Below are 22,779 nucleotides of genomic sequence, written 5' to 3' on the forward strand. Positions count from 1 at the left end.
AGCCGTTTGTAATAAGCTTTTGAGAATCTGTTTTGGGGTTGTAAAGAACAAAACGAATTATCAACCAAATTATCAAAAAGATTTTAAAATTTTAACCTGAATAATTTGCTTTTTAACATAGAACATCTGGGCTAGGGTAGTAGCCATTTCATTGAATGGTTTACATAAATACAATGCTTGTCTTTCTACAGAAATAGGAATACCGTTTAATCGTCATTGCGAGAAACGAAGTTACGAAGCAATCTAATTAAAGTATTTGGTATCATAATTTTTTTTGAGATTGCTTCGTCGTTTTACTCCTCGCAATGACCTAAAAAATCCCTTTTACAAAAAAGTAGAATCAAAATAAAAAGGAAGCAAATCTTTAATCGCGTGCACTTTCACCACCTCTTCATTCATGCTTGAAAAATAAAGATCTATATTTTCATTCTGCTTCGTTTCATATTCCATTAAGCTTTGCCTGCAAGCTCCACATGGGGGAATTGGCGGATTTTTCTCATGAAATTCTTTAGGACCTCCTACAACGAAGATCTTTTTAATTTTTACATTCGGAAAATTGGCAGCAATCCAGAAAAGTGCTGTTCTTTCCGCACAAAGCCCTGAAGGGTAAGCGGCATTCTCCTGATTGTTTCCGGAATAGATTTCACCGTTTTCCAGCAAAACGGAACATCCTACTAAAAACTGAGAGTAGGGAGCATAGGCGTTTTCTCTTGCTTCTTTAGCTTTTTCAAACAATTTTTTCTCTATATCGTTTAGCTCTTCGCTATTTTTAAAATACTCGTAACTTATCAGAGTTTCTTTTTTCATATATTTATAGGTAGAATTAAAAAAAGGGGGATAAAATTAGTTCTTTTTACCAACGTGGGCAAGCAGTATTTATCTTCTATAATTTTAACTAAATATTCAATTTAAAATGTTATATACTCCAATTACGTTCAGAAATGTAACGCTTAAAAACCGTTGGGTCATGTCTCCAATGTGTATGTATTCTTGTGAAAATGGTTTAGCCAATGATTTTCATTTTGTTCATTACGGAAGCAGAGCTCAGGGTGGGACTGGTTTATTGATGGTAGAAGCAACAGGCGTAGAACCGCGCGGAAGAATTACCAACCATTGTATGGGAATCTGGAACAATGAGCAAGCCGAAAAATTACAAAAGATCGTAGAATTTGTTCATAAAAACTCAGAAAGTAAAATAGGAATACAGTTGGCTCATGCAGGGCGAAAAGGTTCAACATGGAACAATATTCAAATTCCATTAGAGGAAGGATGGGAAACTGTGGCTCCAAGCCCGATTCCTTATCATCCGACAGAAAGAATTCCGCATGTTTTAACAGTTGAAGAAATCAAAGAGCAGGTTCAAAACTTTAAACAAGCAGCCAGAAGAGCAGTAAATGCGGGCTTTGATGTCATTGAAATTCACGCTGCACACGGATATTTGGTTCATCAGTTTTTATCGCCGCTTTCAAATATAAGAACAGATGAATATGGCGGAAGTTTTGAAAACAGAATCCGTTTTTTACTGGAAATTGTGGATGCAGTGAACGAAGAATTAAACGAAAATATAGCTTTATTTGTAAGAATTTCAGGAACCGAATATGCTGAAAACGGCTGGGATATCGAAAGCAGCACGGCATTAGCTAAGATTCTGAAAAATCATGGGGTTGATTTGGTGGATGTTTCTAGTGGTGGAAATATTCACGGAGCTAAAATTTCTGTTTTTGATGGCTATCAGGTTCCATTATCTTCGCAGGTTAGAAATGAAGCTGAGGTGAAAACAGGCGCTGTAGGTTTGATAAAAACAGCAAATCAGGCAGAGGAAATTCTTCAGAGTGGAGATGCCGATCTTATTTTTGTGGCAAGAGAAATTCTGAGAAATCCGTATCTGGCGGTTCAGGGCTCATTTGAAATGAATGAAGAAACCTTTTTTCCTCATCAATATCTGAGAGCGAAGATTTCTACATAATTTTTATATATTTGAATCTCCTACACTGAGATATGAATATTGAAGATTACATGCTTTCATGCCCCAGCAAAAAATACTTAGGAATTGAGTGTTTCGGCTGTGGAACTCAAAGAGCCATCGTAATGGTCTTTGAAGGAAGATTTGCAGAGGCTTTTCATATGTTTCCTGCAGTGTATACTTTGCTGCTGTTTTTCGCAACAGTCGGATTAAATTTTATCGATAAGAAAAGAAATTACGGAAATTTATTAGTTGGTTTAGCCATTCTAAATGCTGTAATTATGGTAACTTCCTACTTTTATAAGCATTTCTTTTTACACAAATAAACATTATTAAAATTATAACTATGAATGAAAACAAATTACCAAACGCGACAGCCGTTTTAATCCTAGGAATTGTATCTATTTTAGGATGTTGTTGCTACGGACTTCCAGGATTGGTTGCCGGTATTATTGCCCTTGTCTTGGCTAAAAAAGATGGCGAGCTTTACAAGAAAAATCCAACAATGTATTCAAACTACGGACAGTTGAATGCTGGAAAAATCATGGCAATCATCGGAATTGCATTAAGTGTTTTATATGCGGTTTATGTAATAGTAATGATTTCTACGATTGGTTGGGATGCAATGAAAGACCCTCAATTGATGCAGGAAAAAATAAGAGAATTGATGGGACAATAGATTTAAACATCATAAAAACGAGAGACTGCAGTAATGCGGTCTTTTTTATTGCTTCAAAGTGAATCTTTTAAGATAGATTTAACACAATTAAATGTCGTAGGTTGGGATTTAAGGAGTAAATTGAAGGGTAAATTTTCAAAAAAATATTTTATGAAAGCAGTACGTTTTTTCGGGCACAAAGATGTCCGCGTTGTAAATGATATGGAAAAACCAACGCCAAAAGGTGAAGAAGTTTTGTTGAAGATTGGTGGAGCAGGAGTTTGCCACTCAGATTTGCACATCATTGATGAAGGTACCGTGGGAGGAACTGTTTTTACACTCGGACACGAAAATGCGGGTTGGATAGAAGAAGTGGGAGAGAGCGTTACAGGTTACAAAAAAGGAGATGCTGTTTTGGTGTATGGGCCGTGGGGATGCGGGCATTGCAAGCCTTGTCAGCAATCAAAGGAAAATTATTGTGATCATCAGTCGGAAATGGCTTATGGTGGAGGTTTAGGCTTAAACGGGGGCATGGCAGATTATATGTTGGTTCCTTCGTCGCGACTATTGGTTCCTATTTATGATCTCGATCCGGTGATTGCAGCGCCTTTAACCGATGCTGCCTTAACTCCATATTCAGCGATAAAACGTTCTTTACATAACTTAATGGCCGATGAATTTGTGGTCGTTATTGGTGTTGGAGGTTTAGGTCACGTTGCGTTACAGATTTTGAGAGAAATCAGTGGTGCTACGATTATTGCCTGCGATGTTACTGAAGATAAATTAGCTTTCGCTAAAGAACTCGGCGCAGCGTTTACAATTAATTCTAAAGATGCCGATGCTACCGAACAAATCCAGAACATTACCGGGATTAAAAAAGCAAAAGTCGTTCTTGATTTTGTGGGAGCGACTTCTACAATTGATCTCGGGACTAAAATTGTAAGTTTGGATGGCGATCTAACGATTGTCGGGCTTGGCGGAGGACATTATCAGTACAACATGAACGGATTGCCTTTTGGTGTGAGCATGACGAATCCTTATTGGGGCTCCAGAACAGAATTGATGGAAGTTGTAGGTTTGGCAAGACAGAAGAAAATTCATATCGAAATTGAAAAACATAGCCTTGATGATGCCAATGAAGTCTATGAAAGAATGCGCCAGGGAAAAATAAAAGGAAGAGCAGTTTTAGTACCTTAATTATAGATTTTATTATATAAATGAAAATCCTTCTCTCAAACGAAAGAAGGATTTTTATCATATTTGAAATAAAAATAACGTCTGCTGAAAAACTTTCAACTTCGGTTATTGTGGCTTCAAATTATTGCTTTATAATGAACTTTAGCGTAGATTCATCCAATTTCAATAAATAAATTCCCTGCGGAAGATTTTTAATTTTAATTGAATTTCTTGAGTTCTTAAAAGGTTGATCCATGGTTTGCATCACTTTACCCTGAAGGTTATAAATTTCGGCTTTTTGGATATTTGAAGTTTCTCCTTTCACAAAAATCTCCTGATTAGAAATTGGATTTGGATAAATCTGTAAATTTTTAACTTTATTATTGATTTCTCTAGAAAGATTTTTATTTTGCTTTCCTGTCGAAGAATAACAAGTCCAGTTTAGATTATCGATCGCAACTCGGTTACTTGATGAATTATTGACCAAGCTTACCGTCACATTTCCGGAAATATTGATATTGTTAATCGTGGTTGTTGTAGAAGTTGTGCTATAAGGAATTGTTCCCACAGTATTTCCATTCACTTTTACTGTGAAATTTCCATTACTTCCTGAGAATTTCAATTGGGTTGTAACGGTTAACGAGCCAATTCCGTGTGCCGAGCTGCTTGATGTTAAAGCACCGTTTCTTACAGTAATTGCTTTGCTGGAGATGGTTTGGTCTGTTCTTGCATCAGTTGCAGTCCATGAAATTCCGCTGTTCGTCCATGTTCTTGTTAAATAAGATGCTGTACTTGCTGTAGGGATGGTTTCAAATGTTTCATTTACACAGGTGGTTCCTGAAGGAGTTTCAGGAGTCGTTGTTCCGCCACCGCCTGAACTAGAGCCACCGCCCCAAATTAAATTCACATAATTCGGATTATCGATGAAAGGATTTCTGTTTCCCTGATACGTGTAAGACGCATTATTTCTCAGAATTTCAGCCTGAGAAACAGGATCCTGATTATGCCAAGCCAGTAAAACATTTAACTCCCAAGTTTGCAATCCTGGAAATGTAGAACTTCCCAACATATTTCCTGAAGAAAATGACGAAAGTCTGCTCTGGTAACGGGTTACAAAATAAAAGATCATTCTGGCCACATCTCCTTTAAACTCATCAATGGGCTCAAAAACAGTTCCTGAATATCCTGATGAGGTTGAATTTCCAAGTTTTGAACCATTTTTAGAAGTAAATGTTGCTGTTCCCACCTTTCCGAAAGGATAATTAGAGCGCATTCCGTTCACTTTTCCGTCTGTTGCTCGGATAAAATGAATATCTGAAACCATTGGCGAAGATTCATTAAACAAACTTTGCGGAACAATATGCTCACGATTGTAGCAGTTTCCTTCCACCGAATAAGTCCCACACTGGTTGGTTCCAGGCGTGTATTTATAAGGGTCTGCGCCGTTTGGCTTTTCAGAATAAATATCCATGATAGACCCGTCATTTTCGTAGGTCTTATCAATGTCTGTCGTTTTGTAGCCCGTCCAAAGTCCGCCATAGCCTTTGTCTTGGTGTCCGTTGGTGATGATCGAGCTTAAAGCCGTTTTCAAAGAAGCTCCTGAAAGCCCGTTTGCCGAACTGTAATAACCCGCTGGTGCCTGAGCGTGCATTAATCCTGCAAAAGTTGCAAATAAGATAATTTTTTTCATATTAATTAAATTTCAGGTAAGATTACTATAATTTTATGAATAAAAAATTACGATTTTGTTAAATCTTAATGCGGTGAATTGTTAATTTGAATTTTAATTGAAGATAACAATTACTATTTCTTCTATTTTGATAAGATTTTAAATCATATTTACTTTTTAATGTATTAATTTCTTTTAAACCGAAAATTAATTTTCATTTAATTGATATAAATCATGAAATTTTGAAATAAAACTAATGAAAAAAAGAATTATTTTTGCTTTATTATTTTTATTTAGAATGATTAAAAATTTATCTTTTAAAATTTGTTTTCCTTTTTTAGGAATTTTAGCCGGAACATCTTTTACAAATGCACAATGCAGTGTAGTTGATAGTTTTTCCGAAAATTTTGATACTTACAACGCGCCGGAAAGTATTGTTCCAACATGTTGGGATCGCATTGCTTTGAATGGAGCAAGCCAGATTATTTCAAGCACAGCACCAGCTTCAGGTACTGGGCAAATTTATCAAAACGGTTATGGCGCGGGTAAGATTACGATTGTTATCATGCCGAAAATATCTAATATCAATACGGGAACTCATCAGTTTAAATTTAAAGCAAAAGCTAATTCCGGTGGTGGTTTTCTTGATTTTGGATATATTACTGATGCTACGGATGCTTCTACTTTTGTTATTTTGAAACAGGTTCCGATTACTAACAGCTCTTATGATGCTACTGCGGAAAGAACAATTGCAGTTCCGACAACGGTGCCTGCGAATGCAAGACTGGCGATTCGTAATGATGGTTCTACTTTCGCCGGATATTATTGGGATGATGCGTCTTGGGAAGCGATTCCAAATTTAGGAACGAATGAATCAAAAGGTTCTAATGATGTGAAAATTTATCCAAATCCGTTTAATGAAAGTATTCATATTTCGAAAATTAAAGACGTAAAAACAATTACGATCACAGATGTTGTTGGAAGAATTGTGCAAACGATTGAAAAGCCAGTTGCAACTTTAGACGTTAGCCATTTAGAAAAAGGAATTTATTTTGTGACGTTACATTATAAAAACGGAACAAATTCATCTTTTAAAACCATAAAACAATAAAAAAGGGGTTTTTTATATTTTAACTGAGAGAAGGCTGCCGAACGTATGTGAGGCAGCTTTTATTTTTACATACAAAAAAGTCAACACAAAAATTTGCATTGACTTTTTTAAATATATTTGATTGATTTAAATCTTATTTTCTCTGAGGAGGATAATTTTTCATAATTTCTCCCATGATCTCAGGAATCTGTCTTTGTTTTGCTTTCGGAGAATCTACAGAAACCCCGCTACCGATTCCCTGCCAAACCAGTTTGTTAGTTTTAGCATCTATTAAATCTACAATTAAAGCACCTTCATTATAATTGCTCGTCCAGGTTCTGTTCATTCCAACCCCCCAGCCGAAAGGTCCGCCCCAGCCCCACATTCCGTAAGGTGAACTGCTGTTGATATCGGTTACTTTTTTATGATTGGCTTTTACGTTTACAATCAAATCCGGATTTTCTCCCGACTGAAGACCTTTGCTTTGAAGCTGTCTCGACAATTCATTCAAAACTCTGTCTTTATCAATATCATTCAGTTTCAAATCATCAATCCTTAGTTTATAAGTTTTATATGAAGTGAAATTTGCCGTATCAGCATAATCAGAACGTACGTTGAACGGACTACAAGATGTTAATCCCAAAGTAGCCGCGGCTAACAAAATAAAAATATATTTTTTCATTTTATTTAATTTTTTTATCGTTTTTAATGAATGTATCGGTCTTTTTATCGTATCCGTAAGGACAATGCCTACAGCCACTTTTACAGCAATGCCCTCTTTTCAGATGAAATTTTTCTGTAAAAACCTTGTACCCCTGCTCGTTGTAGTAAAAGTCTTCTCCTTCTTTGATGTCAAAAAGTGCCATAGGTTAAATCTCTAAGTCAAAAAACTTTATATTTGTTATTATGATAATTGTATGCCAAAAACCTTTAAAAAAACTAAAAATCAACGGCATTGCTCTTTTTCCCTTTATTTTCATTAGGAAACCCGAAGATAAGGAAAATAATGTTTTGATTAATCATGAAAAAATCCATTTAAGACAACAGTGGGAAATGCTCATCATTTTCTTTTACATTTTTTATGTGATTGAGTATTATTATTGGGTTTTTAAATTAAAGGATAGCGATTTGGCGTATCGAAGAATTTCTTTTGAAAGAGAAGCTTATGATAATGAATCTAATTTGAATTATCTTAAAAAGCGAAAGTTCTGGAGTTTTAGAAAGTATTTGTAAATGAATTTGATTTCTAATATTTCAACAGTGGTAAACTGACATAGGAAAATGGAACGTTAAGAAAATTTATTCTGTGAACGTTAAAAAAATTCTACTGTTTGAAGCGCGAGACAAATATCGAATGAAAATATAATTTTTGAATTCGCGCAAGTTTTAGAATTTTTAGAGAACAGAATCAATTTTTAGTAGAAGTTTCCAAGTCTTGAATTTTTGGTTCTTTTGTTTCAAGACAAAACGAACAAAAAATAGTAATTTTGTTTAAATATGATTTAAGCAATATGCTATTACCACTTCCAGCAGAAAAAATCCCGATTCAGGAAATTTCCATCAATAAAAATGTAAAACTTTTCATCAAGAGAGAAGATGTAATTCATCCTCAAATTTCAGGAAATAAATATTGGAAGCTGTTTTTTAACATTAATAATTATTTAGCTAAAAATCCTGAAAAACCTTATATCATAACATTTGGAGGGGCATTTTCAAATCATATTTCAGCCGTTTCAGCTCTGGGAAATTTAGCTAAAATTCCGACTTTGGGAATTATTCGTGGGGAAGAGTTAAAAAATAAATGGCGAGATAATCCGACTTTACTTTTTTCTAAAAGAAACGGAATGAATTTGCAATTCGTAACCCGTGAAGAATATCGCCATAAAGAAAAACTAACTGAATTTTTACAGAAAGAATTTCCCGATGCCTTGATCGTTCCGGAAGGAGGAACCAATGAAGATGCCATAGAGGGCGTGAAAATGATGTTGAATGACGAAACAAAAGATTTTGATTATCTTTGCACCGCCGTTGGAACCGGAGGAACAATTGCCGGAATTTCAAAATTTTGTGAAGAAAATCAGAAAGTTATAGGATTTAAGGCTGTTGATGACGATTCTCTTGAAAATAAAATATTGGAGTTAACTTCGAAGAAAAACTTTAATCTAATAGATTCAACGTTTGGAGGTTACGGCAAAATAAAAGATGAGAATATCCGTTTTATCAATGATTTTAAAGAAAATTACGGAATTCCGTTTGAACCGATTTATACGGGAAAGATGATGCAGAAGATTTTCGAACTGATAGATGATGGTTATTTTCCTGAGAACAGCAAAATTTTATGCTTTCATACCGGAGGTTTACAAGGTATCGAAGGTGCCAATTTGCTTTTAGAGAAACAAAATAGAAATTTAATTATATAAGTAAAAATTGAAAACGTGAAACACTAAGTGTTCCATCTTTCATTTTAAAACAATAAAAATTATAAGATGAAAAGACTTTTCATATTCGTAAGCCTTTTAGTTTTATCAAAATTCTCAGCTCAATCTTGGGCAACTGAAGACCAATACATCCAAAAATTTGCAAAATATGCGGTAGAAGAAATGGAAAAGTATAAAATTCCGGCTTCTATCACTCTTGCGCAAGGGCTTTTGGAAACGGGCGGCGGACAAAGCCGATTGGCTCAGGAAGGCAAAAATCATTTTGGTATTAAGTGTAAAGAAGATTGGACGGGAAAAACCATGAAACACACCGATGACGCTCCCAATGAGTGTTTCCGTGTATATGAAGATCCCAGACAATCGTACGAAGACCATTCCATATTTTTGGCGACAAGAAAATATTATACAGGGCTTTTTAATCTTGATATGAAAGATTACCGAGCTTGGGCACATGGTCTAAAAAAAGCGGGTTATGCTACCAATCCTCGTTATGCTTCTATTTTGATCGGTAAAATCGAACGTTATAAATTATACGAATTTGATAATACCAATTCTAAAGAAGTTCTCTATGCAGTCTTGAAAATGTATCCGAATTTGAAAGATGATACTGGGTTTATGGCTCAGCTGGAACCTGAAAAATATACGAAAAAAGCAAAAGATCCGGTTACTGTTGAAGTTCCTTACAAACAAACTTCTTACGCTCAGCAACAGAAAAGAGTGGAAAGAATTAAGACAAAGGCGGAAATTCTTAATTCAATTTTAATTAAAAGTCATCCAAATGACGGGTTAAAATATATTGTCGTACCTGAAGATACTAACGTTCAGTTTATTGCTAAAAAATTTAACATCAGCGAAAGCCGATTGATGAAATGGAATGAGTTGGAAAACAGTTTTTTAAAGAAAAATGATATTGTTTTTCTTGAATCTAAAAATTCTGAAGGAAATACACCGACTTACAAAGCAGAATATGGTGAAGATATGCACGATATTGCGCAAAAATTCGGGATCAAACTACACAAATTATACGCGAAAAACAGGATGGATGAAGGACAAAAACCTTCTGCCGGACAGTTGATTTATTTGATTGACAAGAAACCTAGAAATTAATTTTTGTTGATGGTTGATAGATGTTGGTTGATTTTGACCGACAACTATCAATTGTTAACCAACAACTACATATGAAGTATCAAAGAAGTTCAGCTTTATTCGATGAAGCTTACAAATACATTCCGGGAGGTGTAAATTCTCCGGTTCGTGCATTCAAATCTGTGGGAGGAGTGCCGGTTTTTATGAAATCTGCAAAAGGTGCTTACCTTACCGATGCCGATGATAACACGTATATTGATTATATTAATTCTTGGGGACCTGCAATTTTAGGTCACACACATCCAGAAGTGTTGGAAGAATTAAAAATTCAGGCAGAGAAGGGTTTTTCTTTCGGAGCTCCAACAGAATTGGAAACTGAAATCGCGAAATTCATTGCAGAAAATGTTCCGAATATCGACCAAATTCGAATGGTTTCTTCAGGAACGGAAGCTTGCATGAGCGCGATCAGATTGGCGAGAGGTTTTACAGGAAGAGATAAATTTATCAAGTTTGAAGGTTGTTATCACGGTCACTCAGATTCATTTTTGATTAAAGCGGGAAGTGGTGCTGCAACTTTCGGAAATCCAAATTCTCCAGGCGTAACCGCTGGAACGGCAAAAGATACTTTGTTGGCAAGATACAATGATTTTGAGCAGGTTGAAGATTTGTTCAGACATAATCAGGGTGAAATTGCAGCGGTAATTATCGAGCCTGTTGCAGGAAATATGGGTTGTGTTCTTCCGGAAAATGAATTCCTTCAGAAATTAAGAAAAATCTGTGATGAAAACGGGACTTTATTGATTTTTGATGAGGTAATGACAGGTTTCAGACTGGCTTTTGGTGGTGCTCAGGAGCTTTACAATGTAAAAGCAGATTTAGTGACTTACGGAAAAGTAATCGGGGGCGGACTTCCAGTGGGTGCCTTTGCCGGAAGAAACGAAATTATGGATCATTTGGCTCCAAAAGGCGGTGTTTACCAAGCGGGAACATTAAGCGGAAATCCTTTGGCAATGAGAGCTGGATTAAAAACTTTACAACTCATTAAAAACGATCCTGAATTCTTCAACAGATTGGCAAAAACAACAGAAACGTTGGATTTTGAAATCGGAAAAATTTTAAATGAAAAAGGAATTGCTCATAAAATCAATAGAAAAGGATCGATGATGTCTGTGTTCTTCCATATCAACAGAGTATCTAATTTTGATGAAGCTCAGGAAGCAAATCATTCACTATTCAATAATTTCTTCCATCAGATGCTTACCAACGGAATTTATCTTCCACCAAGCGGATACGAAACATATTTCATCAGTGATGCCATTAAAGATAAAGAAATTGATATGACTTTAGAAGCTGTAAGAAAATTCGATTTTTCTTAAAATGCTTAAAAATATATTTAAAAGGATGAGGTTTTTGCTTTATCCTTTTTATTTTTAAACACAAGTTGCACAAATTTTTTTCACGAATATCCACTGATAATATGAGAAAATTCATGAATTCGTGGCAGGAAAAAACATTGTTGATTTTCTTATTTCATAGAAATTTAAACAAAAATAAGAATAAGGCTTCGACTTCGCTCAGCCTGACAGTGGATAAACTTCACGAATATTTAAAATGAATAATAGCAAGTAAATAAAAATTTATAAATAGTATTAGCATTGTCAGGCTGAGCTTGTCGAAGCCCCTGTAAAATAGCATCACTAGTGAAAAATATTCATAAAATTAGTGTTTAGATAAAATATACAAGCAATACAATAATCCATACACCTCGCTTCAGCCTTAATCTTCCTACATTTGTTCTAAAGATTTTGGAAATGAAGACTTCAAACAATATATCACGAAAAGATTTTCTTAAAAGTTCGGCATTGGCGATGGCTGGTCTTACGTTGAGTTCAAGTATGATGGGGGCAACTTCGATTTTTAGCGATACCAATTTTTTAGCGAAAGATAAATTAGCTTTAAAAAATGTTCGTTTGGAAACTGGGTTTGAATATGAAGAAGGTGAGGTAATTGCCACGAAAACCGATTTGTTTTATATTGAAATTGAAAACGGAAAAATCACCAAAATTTCTCCCAATCAGCCGAATGCAAAAGCGATTGATGCGAAAGGATTTTTAATGCTTCCAGCTTTTAAAGACATGCATATTCATTTGGATAAAACCTTTTATGGAGACAAATGGCAGGCGGTAAGAAAAAGAACTGGCGGTGTAAAAGGAATGATTGCTTTGGAGCAGAAAATGATGCCTGAATTGTTGAAAAACTCAACGTTTAAGGCAGAAAAAATGATTGAATTATTACAATCAAAAGGGACATCTTTTGCCAGAAGTCATGTGAACATCGAGCCGACTTCAAAGTTACAGTCTCTGAAAAATTTGCAGAAAGCATTAGAAAATAAGAAGAAAACTTTCGGGGCAGAATTGGTTGCTTTTCCGCAGCACGGCGTTTTTTATACAGATTCGGTTCCGTATTTGAAAGAAGCGGCGAAAATGAATATCGATTTCATCGGTGGAGTAGATCCGTTTACGATTGACGGAGCGATTGAAAAAACGATTGATTTTACCGTTCAGTTGGCTTTAGATAACAACAAAGGAATTGATATTCACTTGCACGAATCTGGAGATTCCGGGTTGAAAACGGTGGAATATTTAATTCAAAAAGTGAATGAAAATCCTTCTCTAAAAGGAAAAACATATTTAAGCCATTGTTTTGTTTTAGGAAAATTAGACAAGACTAAACAAGAAGAAATGGCTGAGAAATTAGGTAATGCAGAGGTCGGAATTGTTTCTACAATCCCTTTTGGAAGCCTGATTATGCCGATTCCTACTTTGTACAAACATAATGTGAAAGTTCTTACCGGAAACGACAGTATCGTTGATCACTGGAATACTTTCGGAACTGGAAGTGTACTGCAAAAAGCGAATCTTATGGCGCAGTTGTACGGACAATCCACAGAGTTTTTATTGTCAAGAAGCTTAAAACTGGCTACAGCAAACGTTTTACCGCTTGATGATAAAGGAAATCAGCAATGGCCGAAAGTAGGAGACAGTGCCGATTTGGCTTTCTTAAATGCAAGCTGTTCTGCAGAAGCGGTTTCCCGAATTTCAAATGTGGAATCATTAATTCACCAAGGAAATGTAGTTTATTAATTAGTATTCATTTTCATAAAATTTACGTATTTTGGTGTAAATTATTGTGGAATGAGCCAGCCATCAGATTATTTTCCCATTTTAGGAATTCATGAGTTTGCAGAAAAACAATCGCAAGGTTGTGATTTGTTATTCAATGAGTTGAGCGGAGCGAGATCCATCGATGAGCCTCATAAACACGATTTTTTTATCATCAATCTTTTCGAAAAAGGAAAGGGAAATCATATCATCGATTTTGTTGAATATCAGGTGGGTGACCATCAAATTCATTTGGTTTTTCCTGATCAGGTTCATCAATGGACGATTGAAAAAGAAACGGTTGCCTATCAATTAATGATCAGCCGTGAATGGTATGAAAACTTTCTTCCAGCGTTGAGATTTTCGTCTTCTTATTATTTTCAGCATCCCGCTTTTACGATTTCTGAGGAAATTTATCAACTTCTTTTGCATGAATTTCAAGCCATCAAAAAAGAATTGCACGAAGAAAAAACTTTTTGGGAAGTCATAAAAAAAAGAAGCGAATTGATTGGTTTACTCATCAGCAAATCGGTGGAAGGTGCTTTCAAAGATTTTGAAGTGTATAATTCGAACCCTATTATTTCTAAATTTTTAAACTTGATTGATGAACATTTCAAAACGGAACGTTCGGTTTCTTTTTATGCGGATAAATTGAGCATTTCTGCGAATTATTTAAATATAGTTTGTAAGAAAAACCTTAATTCATCGGCTTCATCATTAATTCAGGATAGAATTTTACTGGAAGCAAAACGTTTATTGAAAGTTTCTGAAATGACGGTGAAAGATATTGTTTACGACCTCGGATTTTATGATCATGCGAGTTTTTCAAAATTCTTCAAGGCGCAAACAGGAATGACGCCTTCGCAATTCAAAGAATAATTTATACAAAACAAGACATAATTGGTACACCTTTCTGAAGTTTGGTGAATGTAACTTTGTATCATTAAATTAACAAAATGCAATCACCCTATCAACTTGTGGCAAAAGGTAATTTTTTGCTGAAAAATGTTCGTCTTGAAACGGGTTTTGAATACGATAATCAAGATGTTATTCATACAAAAACAGATTTATTCTGTATCGAAATAGAAAACGGAAAAATAAAATCTATACAGCCAAATGATGCGAAAGCAAAAGCTTTTGATGCGGAAGGAAAACTGATGCTTCCTGCGTTTAAAGATATGCACATTCATTTGGATAAAACGTTGTACGGACTTCCGTGGCAGGCGCTTTCGCCCAAAAGAAGATCTGTAAAAGATATGATTGCTTATGAACAGGAAATCATTCCGGAATTGCTGAAAACTTCGGTGAAAAGGGCAGAAGAGCTAATCGATCTTATTCAAAGTTATGGAACAAATTATGCGAGAACGCATTTTAATATTGATCCGACTTCGGGTTTGAAATCTCTTGAAAATTTAGAAAAAGCTTTAGACAATAAAAAAGATTCTTTCAAAGCTGAATTGGTGGCTTTTCCGCAACATGGGGTTTATTATACAGATTCTGCACCTTTGATGAAAGAAGCGGCACAGTTGAAAAGTGTTGGTTTTATCGGAGGTTTAGATCCTTTGAGTATTGACGGAAGCATTGAAAAGGTAATGGATTTTACCGTTCAGTTGGCTTTGGATCATCATAAAGGAATTGATATTCATTTGCATGAAGCGGGAGAATCGGGAATGAAAACCATTCAGTATTTGATTGATAAAGCGAATGAAAACCCTCAGCTTCAAGGGAAAACTTTTGTAAGTCATGCGTTTGCTTTGGCACATTTAAATCAAAAAGAAGCAGATGAAATTTCAGAAAAATTGGCTGCAGCAAAAGTAGGAATTGCTTCTTCTGTTCCGTTCCGAGGAAAAGTGATGCCGATTCCTACGCTGAAAAAACACGGCGTGAATGTATTGATAGGAAATGATAATGTTCAGGATTACTGGAGTACGTTTGGCTCCGGAAATATGCTGCAAAAGGCTAATTTAATTGCTGAATTGTACGGTTATGCCACAGAGTTTGATCTTTCGAGGACATTGCAGTTTGCCACTCAGAATATTCTTCCGTTAAATGATAAAGGAGAGCAACAATGGCCAAAATCGGGAGATGCCGCGAATATTGTTTTGGTGGATGCAAGCTGTTCTGCGGAAGCGGTTTCCAGAATATCAAACGTTGAAGCGTTGATGAATGAAGGAAATCTTTTCTGGAAAAGTTAAAAAAGGTTGGAAGATGGAAGAATGGGAGAGGGAAGTTATTAAACTCCAAACTTTCTGTTTCCATCTTCAAACCTATTCAACATATATTTTTTTTTAATTCTTGTTTTTATCAATGAAAATCCCTCGAAATAGACTTCCGAGGGATTTTCTTAATTTGATATGAAGAAACTAATTACTATTGATTATAAGTTGTAGTTCGTCCAACCAGCATACCAAGTATCATTAGCGTCTTTTACAGCACCTCTGTAAGTAACTGGAGTAAACCAGCTAGATAGTTTTGTATGTGTAAATACACCACCTGTTAACAACGGAGAACCAGAAGCAGGAGAGAAGTTAGGCGTAGTTCCTGCAGGGGCCCAAGCACCTGTTAACTTCACATCAGCTGTGTACTGAAGAATTGTGTTTCCGTTTGTGTTGTACCAGTTGGTAAGATCTGCCAATGTGTAAGACGTTGGAGAAGTTGTAGATGGTCCGAATTTTATAGGCGTTGTGTTTCCTGCTAAAATATTGTTTTGGAAAGCCAAGTTAGAGTTTACGATGTTGTTGTCTGTTGGCGTTCCTTTAGTTGCATCAATGAATAAACCAATCGGGAATCCTGTGAATACAGAGTTGAATACAGAGATTGAAGAGTTTCTTCTGATCTGTAAAGCATGTTGGAATAATGAGTTGATTGATCCCGCGTTTGTGCTTGAACTTGTAGAGTTAATTGGCCCGATGATCGTCATGTTCGAGAACGTAGCAGATGTTTGTGGCGTAAGAGCAGATCCGTTCGCATCGTTATCAGATTCAAAAGCGTTTGAACCAGAAACGTCAGCAACCTGAGCATCTCTTACTGCAATTCCGAACTGAATTTTTCCTGAGAAACCGTTATCAGTATCGAAATCATCATCAAGACCTTTGTAAGAAATAAGGTGAGAACAGTTTACTGTACCCCCGAACCACTCGAAGCTATCATCATTAGCGTAAGCAACTTCTACATAATCTACCGTAGTTCCTCTACCTACACCTCCGAAAGTAATACCGTTAACCTCCTTGTCTGGTAAAAATGCATATCCTGCATATTCTACTCTTACATATTTAAGAATACCGCTGTTATCATCAGCATTTGTACCTCCGTAAAGACCTAAACCTTCACTGTTGTTGATACCTCCTTCGATTTCTCCAACACCAGCTTGGTTGTTGAAAGACGCGTTAGTAGGAGCAGCACCTAAGATTACCAAACCTGCCCAGTCACCTCTTTTCGGGCTTGGTTTTTCAGAGGTAAAGATAATCGGGTTGGTAGCAGTACCTTCTGCCATGATCTTACTTCCTCTCGTGATGATTAAAGAGCCGTTTTTATCAGCCTCACCAACGATTTTAGTTCCTGGCTCGATGGTTAAAGTTGCTCCGTTTGTTACATATACCAATCCTCTCAGCTTATAAATATTATTAGCTTTAAGTGTAAGATTTGAAGTGATTTTTCCTGAAAGAATCAAGTTTTCAGTATTTCCATTTCCTGAACCACCATTTTCTATAATAGTTTGTCCATCTTCTTCTATATTTCTACATGCGGTAACTGTTGTTACTAAAGTACCTAGCATTAAAGAGTATAAAACAAATTTTTTCATGTTATAAAGACTTATTTTTTTTATTAGATTTTGATTTATTTTTAATTAAAAGCTATATCCAAGCGTTAAACTGATGTTTGTACCTGTTAATCTGTCTATAGCAAGCGCGTCTGAACTGTCGTATTTTTTGTTGTTGTTCAGGTCATGATAAAACTTCGCGCGACGGTTTAGGATATCTGAAACGTTAAGTTTAATTTCTCCTTTATTCTGCCAGATTTTTTTAGCCACCTGGAAATCAAGAAGTGGTCTTGGGTTTTCCCAGATTGGCGGAACCTGATCGTTTCCTACATAAAGAATTCTTCTTCCGATCATGTTGAAAAGTACCGTAGAGCTCCATCCAGATTTTTCAGTATCATACTGAAGACTTAGGTTGATCGTGTAAGGAGACTGCCCCTGCATTGGTCTGTCGATATTCGTTTCTTTATCAGACACTTTATTTTTAATTAAAGCGAAGTTACCTCCCAATGTGAAGTTCTTAAGCGCGCTCATAAAATCAAGTTTCTTTCTGAATTCAAGCTCTAAACCGTAAGCATCAGCTTTATCAACATTCAGATAGTTGAATGTGTTACTTGTTCCTACCCCAGATTGGTTGAAGTATAATTCGATCGGGTTTTTGAAGTTTTTGTAAAAACCTGCAACGGAAAGGATTTCTCCGTTTCTAGGATACCACTCCCAACGTAAATCGGCGTTTGTGATTTTTGTTCTTTCGATAAATTTATTACCGATAACAGTAGCTCCTAAATCGAAATCATAATATGCTAAAGGTGAAACTTCTCTAAATTCTGGTCTTACCACAGTTTGCGAACCGGCAACACGTAAGTTCATGTTGTTAGTAAGCTTAAATGTCATGTTCAACGCTGGTAAAAAGTCGGTTACACGAGTGTTTACAAAACGGTCGTCGCTTCTTCTTACGCTTCCTACCAACTGGTCGAAGTTTTCAATTCTTAATCCCCAAACTGCTCTGAACCAAGGTGTAAAGTTATTATCAAACTGTAAATATCCTGCGTTTAGAATAGTGTTAGCAATATATCTGTACTGGTTTCCACCGATTTCGTCGAACGTAAATTTAGTTCCATCTGTTCCGAAGTTTTCAGCATTAAAGATGGATTCAAAAGGTTGAGAAAGCAATCCTTGGTTATATCCTGCTAATCGTACAGAGAAAGGTCTTGAGTTATAAATTCTGTCTTTTACCTGGAATAAATATCCACCTTTTACGGTCTGTTTTTGCCCAAACATTTCGAAAGTTTTAGAAACATCTCCACCGGCGTTGTATAGATAATCGCTAAGAGTAGAGTAGAAAATACTTCCTGATTTTTGAGAAAGACCGTTAGAAATTAGTGCTAAATAAGGGCTTCCCGGTAAGTTCGGATATTCGTTATACTGTAAACGCTGCAATAATGGAATGTACTGATCCAGGATACCGAAACTTCCGTACCAGTTAACCGTAAGACCTCCAAGAGCGTCTATTTTGTGCGTTCCGTTTAGCGTTGAATTGTAGAAAGTTGTTTCTTTAAATCCAATTTCTCTCGCCATGATATTTGTTCCGTTAATAGGATCAAATTCAAAATCTTTTCCTGTTCTGAAAGACATGTGGTTTACCGTATTGTTGGTAATGATGTTTTTCAGGGAAATTTTATTGTTGTTATTTAGTTTTAAAGTAAGATTTAATAAACCTCCTAGAATAACGTCGTTCTGATATTTTTCAGTAAAATAATCAAAGTTGGTATCAGCCTGTTCTCCGTTGATGGTGAAGAAGCTGTTTTTAGATTCTGTTCTTCTTTTGTTGTTGGAATAGTTTAAAACAGCGATTACGCCTAAATCTTTTCCAAAAACCTTTGTATTAAAACCTCCGTCTAATTGTAAGCTTAAATTTTCAGGAAATCCTATCGTATTGTAGCCTAAATTTTTCACATATTTCTGCCCGATTGCTGTTTTAGCAGCATCATCCAAAAGTGTGAAATCATTTTTTGCAGGCATACCTGTAGGAAGTTTTCTGTATCCGTCATCAATTCCTAAGAAATCCCATTTTCCGCCTTTCTGCATGCGGAACTCCTGTCCCATTGTGATAGAGTTTCCACCAACGCCTACCTGAAGATTGAAAAAGTTTTTATTAGGAATATCTTTTGTATTTACCTGGATCAATCCACCTCCCCATTCACCGCTGTACTCGGGAATAAAAGTTTTGTTGATAACAAGCGTTTCAATTACGTTTGCAGGGAAAAGGTCGAAAGAGAATGTTTTTCTATCCGGCTCTGTACTTGATAGCTGAATACCATTCAACATAGCCTGATTGTAACGGTCTGATAAACCTCTTACCACAATATATTTTCCGTCGAATAAACTCACCCCGGAAACTCTTTTCAGAACTTCACCCGTGTTTCGATCTGGACTTCTTTTGATGGCTTCAACACCGATAACCTGCGAAACTACACCTGCATTTCTCTGCAAACCGATGGTAGAAGCAATGGTTTCTTTTCTTGCGTTGGATCTGATAACAACCCCCTCGATTTGTTTTTCCTTCGTAGATGGCTTGTCTAAAACGATATCAAGATGAGTATTAGCATCACTTTTTACCACAACCTCGCTGATCTCTTTTCTGTTGTATCCGTTGGAAGTTACTGTGATAATATAGTTGGTGCCGGGAGGAAGGCTGAGAGAGTAGTTTCCGGAAATGTCAGTCGTTACTTCCTGATCATTTACCTTTACTTTTACCCCTTCGATAGGAGTATTATCCTTCTCATCCAATACCCTACCTTCTAAAACCTGGCTTTGCGCGAATGCGTAGCTGGCAGAAAACAAGGCAAGTAGCATAATGCTCTTGTGGAGTTGTTTTTTCATTTTACTTTATCTTACTAGATTCTTTCGGTGCAAAGGAATAAAAGATTGACGGGGTAAATGGTTTAGTAAATTTTAATTTTTTTTTAACTAAATATTAAGAAAGGGATATTATTGTTAACTTTATGTGAACGATAATGCTTTTGTTAAACTGTGATTAAAATATTATTAACTTTGACCTAGTAAAAATTAAAAATGAACCAAAAGAAAATCCTCTTAATAGACGATGAACTGGATATTTTAGAGATTCTGTCTTACAATTTAGAAAAAGAAGGCTACGACATTTATACAGCCACAAACGGTAACGAAGGTATAGATAAAGCCAAAGAAATTGTCCCTGATCTTATTTTATTAGATGTCATGATGCCGGAAAAAGACGGTATCGAAACATGCCAGGAACTTCGCAAGATTAAGGAACTTCAGAAAACATTAATCGTTTTCCTTTCTGCAAGAAGCGAAGAATTTTCACAATTGGCAGGTTTCCAGGCAGGTGCGAATGACTATATCGTAAAATTGATTAAACCGAAAATTCTTATTTCTAAAGTTAATGCGTTGTTACAATTAACCTCTCAGGTTTCTGATAATGCGAAATTAATAGAGATTGGAGATTTAGTGATCGATAAAGATAACTTCAGAGTATCAAAGTCGGGGCAGCAGTTTTTACTTCCCAAAAAAGAATTTGATCTATTGTATCTTTTAGCTTCAAACACCGAAAAAGTTTTCAAAAGAGAAGAAATTCTTGAAAAAGTTTGGGGGAACGATGTTATCGTGGGAGAAAGAACCATAGATGTTCACATCAGAAGATTAAGAGAAAAGCTTGGTATCAATACCATTCAGACATTAAAAGGAATTGGGTATAAACTTATTGTTTAATACTCAATTTCGTTAAATTTACATCAACCAATAAAAAACGTTGTAAAATTGAAATTTTACAGACTCACCCTCATCGCCTCTTGTCTTCTGACATTGGTGATGTTTCTTTTAGTGATTATTTTTGATTCACTAAAAGATATCTATTACACTACCCCATTCTTTAAAATAGGCTTGTTTATCTGCCTTCTTGTGATTTTCGTGATCAATTACGTCGTTCTGGAATTATTGTTTAATTATTACGGTAAAAAGCAGGTTCGCGGTCTTTCGCAGCTTTTACCTCAGGAAATCGTAAACGATAATCACGAAAATATTACCATTAAAGAATTGGGAGAACGATTTTCCGACCTTAATCAGCAAAAAGTCACCGAAATAGACATGATGAAGGAAATGGAAAGCTACCGAAAAGAATATATCGGAAACGTTTCTCATGAGCTGAAAACACCTCTGTTTTCTATTCAGGGATATGTTGAAACTTTGAGAGATGGCGGCGTAGATAATTTAACCATTCGCGACAAATATCTGGAGAGAATTGATAAATCTGTGGAAAGGTTAATTGCCATTGTTACAGATTTAGATATGATTAACAGGCTTGAAGCGGGCGAAATAAACCTTACCGTTTCCAGATTTGATGTTAATCTTTTAATTAAAGAAATCTTCGACCTTCTCGATTTGGAAGCAGAGAAGCACAATGCAACGTTGCAGATACAGACCTTGCAGCCGCAAATATTTGTAGATGCCGATAAACAAAAAATGTCGCAGGTTTTTATTAATTTAATTTCGAACGCTATTCATTATGCCAACCGTCAGGAAGCAAAAGTAGTGGTAAAAACAAGCGTTCTGAAAAATAAAGTGTTAATAGAGGTCATAGACAACGGAATGGGAATAAAATCTGAAAGTTTACCAAGAATTTTCGAAAGATTTTATCGTGTGGAAACCAGCCGAAGCAGAAGAGAAGGCGGTTCTGGATTAGGATTGGCGATCGTAAAGCATATTCTTGAGGCTCACAACGAAAACATTACCGTAGAGAGTGTTTACCTTGAAGGAACCAAGTTTAGTTTCATGTTGGAAAAAAGTAAATAATTTTTGCAAAATGTAAGAAAAAAAAATATTTTAAAAAATCCTGAAATATTTTTTTGTCACATGTCATTTATTTTATATTTGCAATAGAGATTTATCATAATAATAAAGGCAAAAAAAGTAATTTAAAAACTGATATGGTTTACAAAATCCGCGTAATATTAGATGCGAAAGAAGATATTTTCCGTGATATCGAAGTTAAAGGAAAACAGACGCTATGGAACTTACATTTAGGTATTAAAAGTGCATTCAGCTTGCAAGGAGACGAGCTTTCTACTTTTAACTTACTGGAAGAAGATGGAACAATAGTAAAAAGTGTTCCGTTGGAAGATATGAGTGACGATGGTGATGGCGAGATTATGTCGGATGTTTACATAGATGAGGCTTTTGAAAATGCGGGAGATAAGGCTCAGTTCCAGTACGGACTTCTTGACCTTTGGGAATTTTTCTGTGAATTGGTGGAGGTTATTGACGAGACAAAAGGCGTTAATTACCCGATCACGGTTTACAGATTTGGAAACGTTCCGTTGAAAGCGCCAAGTAAAAACGGAAGCGCAGGAGGATCTAAAAAGAAATCTGCAATGCCTTTGATGGATGATGATTTCAGCTTCGAAGACGATTTCGGAGGAAGCAACAATTTCTCGGATGAAGATGATGATAATTTCGATGACGATGATGACGATGATTACAACGACGATGCTTTCGATGATGAAGATGACAACGATGATGAAAGATAATCGCAAAAGCATTTAAAAAAAATATTCCAGCCCTGAATTTTAATTCGGGGCTTTTTTGTGGTTGAAAAAAAATTAATTAGAAAAATAACTTTCAATGCTGTCCTCCTGAGCCTGCCGAAGGATTATCCGTCATTTTTTTAGGAGCTATTTCCAGCTTTCGCTACTCGCTTTTTTCCATTCGGTTTCGGGGGGGGGGGGGGGGGGGGGGGGGGGG

21 protein-coding genes are annotated in these 22,779 nt (G+C 35.9%); 15 read left to right on the forward strand and 6 right to left on the reverse strand.

Features of this window, described 5'->3' with window-relative positions:
- Window positions 1-324 precede the first annotated feature (324 nt).
- A complete protein-coding gene (cdd, locus tag ABEG63_RS19245) occupies window positions 325-807 on the reverse strand; it encodes a cytidine deaminase (RefSeq protein ID WP_346586969.1) in 483 nt (160 codons plus the stop codon).
- 106 nt (window positions 808-913) lie between these two features.
- Between cdd and namA the strand changes: the two genes are divergently transcribed.
- From namA to ABEG63_RS19265, 4 genes are all read left to right on the forward strand, one after another.
- The gene (gene namA, locus ABEG63_RS19250; RefSeq protein ID WP_346586970.1) at window positions 914-1,966 is read left to right on the forward strand and encodes an NADPH dehydrogenase NamA; all 1,053 of its coding nucleotides are present in this window, start codon (window positions 914-916) and stop codon (window positions 1,964-1,966) included.
- Window positions 1,967-1,998: 32 nt separating this feature from the next.
- The gene (locus ABEG63_RS19255) at window positions 1,999-2,289 is read left to right on the forward strand and encodes a DUF2752 domain-containing protein (protein ID WP_346586972.1); all 291 of its coding nucleotides are present in this window, start codon (window positions 1,999-2,001) and stop codon (window positions 2,287-2,289) included.
- A 20-nt stretch (window positions 2,290-2,309) separates the two neighbouring features.
- Complete coding sequence (locus tag ABEG63_RS19260; protein ID WP_346586973.1) at window positions 2,310-2,642, forward strand: CCC motif membrane protein; 333 nt, start codon at window positions 2,310-2,312, stop codon at window positions 2,640-2,642.
- A 150-nt stretch (window positions 2,643-2,792) separates the two neighbouring features.
- Window positions 2,793-3,818 (forward strand): NAD(P)-dependent alcohol dehydrogenase, encoded by a 1,026-nt coding sequence (locus ABEG63_RS19265; protein WP_346586974.1) that lies wholly within the window; start codon window positions 2,793-2,795, stop codon window positions 3,816-3,818.
- Window positions 3,819-3,939: 121 nt separating this feature from the next.
- Here ABEG63_RS19265 and ABEG63_RS19270 read toward each other — a convergent pair whose 3' ends face one another.
- The gene (locus ABEG63_RS19270; RefSeq protein WP_346586976.1) at window positions 3,940-5,487 is read right to left on the reverse strand and encodes an endonuclease; all 1,548 of its coding nucleotides are present in this window, start codon (window positions 5,485-5,487) and stop codon (window positions 3,940-3,942) included.
- Window positions 5,488-5,722: 235 nt separating this feature from the next.
- Here ABEG63_RS19270 and ABEG63_RS19275 point away from each other — a divergent pair, with 235 nt between their 5' ends.
- The gene (locus ABEG63_RS19275; RefSeq protein WP_346586978.1) at window positions 5,723-6,577 is read left to right on the forward strand and encodes a T9SS type A sorting domain-containing protein; all 855 of its coding nucleotides are present in this window, start codon (window positions 5,723-5,725) and stop codon (window positions 6,575-6,577) included.
- Between the two features lie 133 nt (window positions 6,578-6,710).
- On the opposite strand, the gene ABEG63_RS19280 is transcribed toward ABEG63_RS19275, so the two are convergent.
- Both ABEG63_RS19280 and ABEG63_RS19285 read right to left on the reverse strand, forming a co-directional pair.
- Window positions 6,711-7,238 (reverse strand): DUF4136 domain-containing protein, encoded by a 528-nt coding sequence (locus ABEG63_RS19280; RefSeq protein ID WP_312398315.1) that lies wholly within the window; start codon window positions 7,236-7,238, stop codon window positions 6,711-6,713.
- Window position 7,239: 1 nt separating this feature from the next.
- Window positions 7,240-7,422 (reverse strand): DUF5522 domain-containing protein, encoded by a 183-nt coding sequence (locus tag ABEG63_RS19285; RefSeq protein ID WP_082384278.1) that lies wholly within the window; start codon window positions 7,420-7,422, stop codon window positions 7,240-7,242.
- 40 nt (window positions 7,423-7,462) lie between these two features.
- Here ABEG63_RS19285 and ABEG63_RS19290 point away from each other — a divergent pair, with 40 nt between their 5' ends.
- The 7 genes from ABEG63_RS19290 to ABEG63_RS19320 all read left to right on the forward strand — a co-directional run bounded on the left by ABEG63_RS19290 (window position 7,463) and on the right by ABEG63_RS19320 (window position 15,436).
- Window positions 7,463-7,789, forward strand: a complete 327-nt coding sequence (locus tag ABEG63_RS19290) for a hypothetical protein (protein WP_346586980.1) — start codon at window positions 7,463-7,465, stop codon at window positions 7,787-7,789.
- A 278-nt stretch (window positions 7,790-8,067) separates the two neighbouring features.
- Window positions 8,068-8,976: a pyridoxal-phosphate dependent enzyme gene (locus ABEG63_RS19295; protein WP_346586982.1), complete on the forward strand. Its 909-nt coding sequence runs from the start codon at window positions 8,068-8,070 to the stop codon at window positions 8,974-8,976.
- 66 nt (window positions 8,977-9,042) lie between these two features.
- On the forward strand, window positions 9,043-10,101 hold the full coding sequence (locus ABEG63_RS19300) for a glucosaminidase domain-containing protein (RefSeq protein ID WP_312398312.1): 1,059 nt from the start codon (window positions 9,043-9,045) through the stop codon (window positions 10,099-10,101).
- A gap of 71 nt (window positions 10,102-10,172) precedes the next feature.
- Window positions 10,173-11,456, forward strand: a complete 1,284-nt coding sequence (gene hemL, locus ABEG63_RS19305; protein WP_312398310.1) for a glutamate-1-semialdehyde 2,1-aminomutase — start codon at window positions 10,173-10,175, stop codon at window positions 11,454-11,456.
- Between the two features lie 435 nt (window positions 11,457-11,891).
- Window positions 11,892-13,223 carry an amidohydrolase gene (locus ABEG63_RS19310; RefSeq protein WP_346586985.1) on the forward strand — a complete coding sequence of 444 codons (1,332 nt, stop codon included), beginning with the start codon at window positions 11,892-11,894 and terminating at the stop codon, window positions 13,221-13,223.
- 51 nt (window positions 13,224-13,274) lie between these two features.
- Entirely contained in the window at window positions 13,275-14,120 is an 846-nt protein-coding gene (locus ABEG63_RS19315) for a helix-turn-helix transcriptional regulator (protein WP_346586987.1), read from the forward strand.
- 77 nt (window positions 14,121-14,197) lie between these two features.
- Window positions 14,198-15,436: an amidohydrolase gene (locus tag ABEG63_RS19320; protein WP_346586989.1), complete on the forward strand. Its 1,239-nt coding sequence runs from the start codon at window positions 14,198-14,200 to the stop codon at window positions 15,434-15,436.
- 182 nt (window positions 15,437-15,618) lie between these two features.
- Here ABEG63_RS19320 and ABEG63_RS19325 read toward each other — a convergent pair whose 3' ends face one another.
- Window positions 15,619-17,043 (reverse strand): hypothetical protein, encoded by a 1,425-nt coding sequence (locus ABEG63_RS19325; protein ID WP_346586991.1) that lies wholly within the window; start codon window positions 17,041-17,043, stop codon window positions 15,619-15,621.
- 45 nt (window positions 17,044-17,088) lie between these two features.
- On the reverse strand, window positions 17,089-19,881 hold the full coding sequence (locus tag ABEG63_RS19330) for a TonB-dependent receptor (protein ID WP_346586992.1): 2,793 nt from the start codon (window positions 19,879-19,881) through the stop codon (window positions 17,089-17,091).
- A gap of 192 nt (window positions 19,882-20,073) precedes the next feature.
- Here ABEG63_RS19330 and ABEG63_RS19335 point away from each other — a divergent pair, with 192 nt between their 5' ends.
- The 3 genes from ABEG63_RS19335 (at window position 20,074) to ABEG63_RS19345 (ending at window position 22,565) form a co-directional block, all read left to right on the forward strand.
- Window positions 20,074-20,751 (forward strand): response regulator, encoded by a 678-nt coding sequence (locus ABEG63_RS19335; RefSeq protein ID WP_007842309.1) that lies wholly within the window; start codon window positions 20,074-20,076, stop codon window positions 20,749-20,751.
- Between the two features lie 48 nt (window positions 20,752-20,799).
- On the forward strand, window positions 20,800-21,831 hold the full coding sequence (locus tag ABEG63_RS19340) for an ATP-binding protein (RefSeq protein ID WP_346586993.1): 1,032 nt from the start codon (window positions 20,800-20,802) through the stop codon (window positions 21,829-21,831).
- 134 nt (window positions 21,832-21,965) lie between these two features.
- The gene (locus tag ABEG63_RS19345) at window positions 21,966-22,565 is read left to right on the forward strand and encodes a hypothetical protein (RefSeq protein WP_267405103.1); all 600 of its coding nucleotides are present in this window, start codon (window positions 21,966-21,968) and stop codon (window positions 22,563-22,565) included.
- Window positions 22,566-22,779 lie beyond the last annotated feature (214 nt).

Source organism: Chryseobacterium sp. C39-AII1 (assembly GCF_039672645.1).
GTDB lineage: Bacteria > Bacteroidota > Bacteroidia > Flavobacteriales > Weeksellaceae > Chryseobacterium.

What these genes read in the sequence shown, in the direction of transcription:
- ABEG63_RS19320 (WP_346586989.1), top strand. Translation starts at nt 14,198, where the DNA reads ATGCAATCACCCTATCAACTTGTGGCAAAAGGTAATTTTTTGCTGAAA.
- ABEG63_RS19270 (WP_346586976.1), bottom strand. Translation starts at nt 5,487, where the DNA reads ATGAAAAAAATTATCTTATTTGCAACTTTTGCAGGATTAATGCACGCT.
- ABEG63_RS19290 (WP_346586980.1), top strand. Translation starts at nt 7,463, where the DNA reads ATGATAATTGTATGCCAAAAACCTTTAAAAAAACTAAAAATCAACGGC.
- ABEG63_RS19300 (WP_312398312.1), top strand. Translation starts at nt 9,043, where the DNA reads ATGAAAAGACTTTTCATATTCGTAAGCCTTTTAGTTTTATCAAAATTC.
- cdd (WP_346586969.1), bottom strand. Translation starts at nt 807, where the DNA reads ATGAAAAAAGAAACTCTGATAAGTTACGAGTATTTTAAAAATAGCGAA.
- ABEG63_RS19275 (WP_346586978.1), top strand. Translation starts at nt 5,723, where the DNA reads ATGAAAAAAAGAATTATTTTTGCTTTATTATTTTTATTTAGAATGATT.
- ABEG63_RS19255 (WP_346586972.1), top strand. Translation starts at nt 1,999, where the DNA reads ATGAATATTGAAGATTACATGCTTTCATGCCCCAGCAAAAAATACTTA.
- ABEG63_RS19260 (WP_346586973.1), top strand. Translation starts at nt 2,310, where the DNA reads ATGAATGAAAACAAATTACCAAACGCGACAGCCGTTTTAATCCTAGGA.
- ABEG63_RS19325 (WP_346586991.1), bottom strand. Translation starts at nt 17,043, where the DNA reads ATGAAAAAATTTGTTTTATACTCTTTAATGCTAGGTACTTTAGTAACA.
- ABEG63_RS19310 (WP_346586985.1), top strand. Translation starts at nt 11,892, where the DNA reads ATGAAGACTTCAAACAATATATCACGAAAAGATTTTCTTAAAAGTTCG.
- ABEG63_RS19330 (WP_346586992.1), bottom strand. Translation starts at nt 19,881, where the DNA reads ATGAAAAAACAACTCCACAAGAGCATTATGCTACTTGCCTTGTTTTCT.
- ABEG63_RS19335 (WP_007842309.1), top strand. Translation starts at nt 20,074, where the DNA reads ATGAACCAAAAGAAAATCCTCTTAATAGACGATGAACTGGATATTTTA.
- ABEG63_RS19285 (WP_082384278.1), bottom strand. Translation starts at nt 7,422, where the DNA reads ATGGCACTTTTTGACATCAAAGAAGGAGAAGACTTTTACTACAACGAG.
- ABEG63_RS19345 (WP_267405103.1), top strand. Translation starts at nt 21,966, where the DNA reads ATGGTTTACAAAATCCGCGTAATATTAGATGCGAAAGAAGATATTTTC.
- ABEG63_RS19265 (WP_346586974.1), top strand. Translation starts at nt 2,793, where the DNA reads ATGAAAGCAGTACGTTTTTTCGGGCACAAAGATGTCCGCGTTGTAAAT.
- ABEG63_RS19295 (WP_346586982.1), top strand. Translation starts at nt 8,068, where the DNA reads ATGCTATTACCACTTCCAGCAGAAAAAATCCCGATTCAGGAAATTTCC.
- ABEG63_RS19280 (WP_312398315.1), bottom strand. Translation starts at nt 7,238, where the DNA reads ATGAAAAAATATATTTTTATTTTGTTAGCCGCGGCTACTTTGGGATTA.
- namA (WP_346586970.1), top strand. Translation starts at nt 914, where the DNA reads ATGTTATATACTCCAATTACGTTCAGAAATGTAACGCTTAAAAACCGT.
- ABEG63_RS19315 (WP_346586987.1), top strand. Translation starts at nt 13,275, where the DNA reads ATGAGCCAGCCATCAGATTATTTTCCCATTTTAGGAATTCATGAGTTT.
- hemL (WP_312398310.1), top strand. Translation starts at nt 10,173, where the DNA reads ATGAAGTATCAAAGAAGTTCAGCTTTATTCGATGAAGCTTACAAATAC.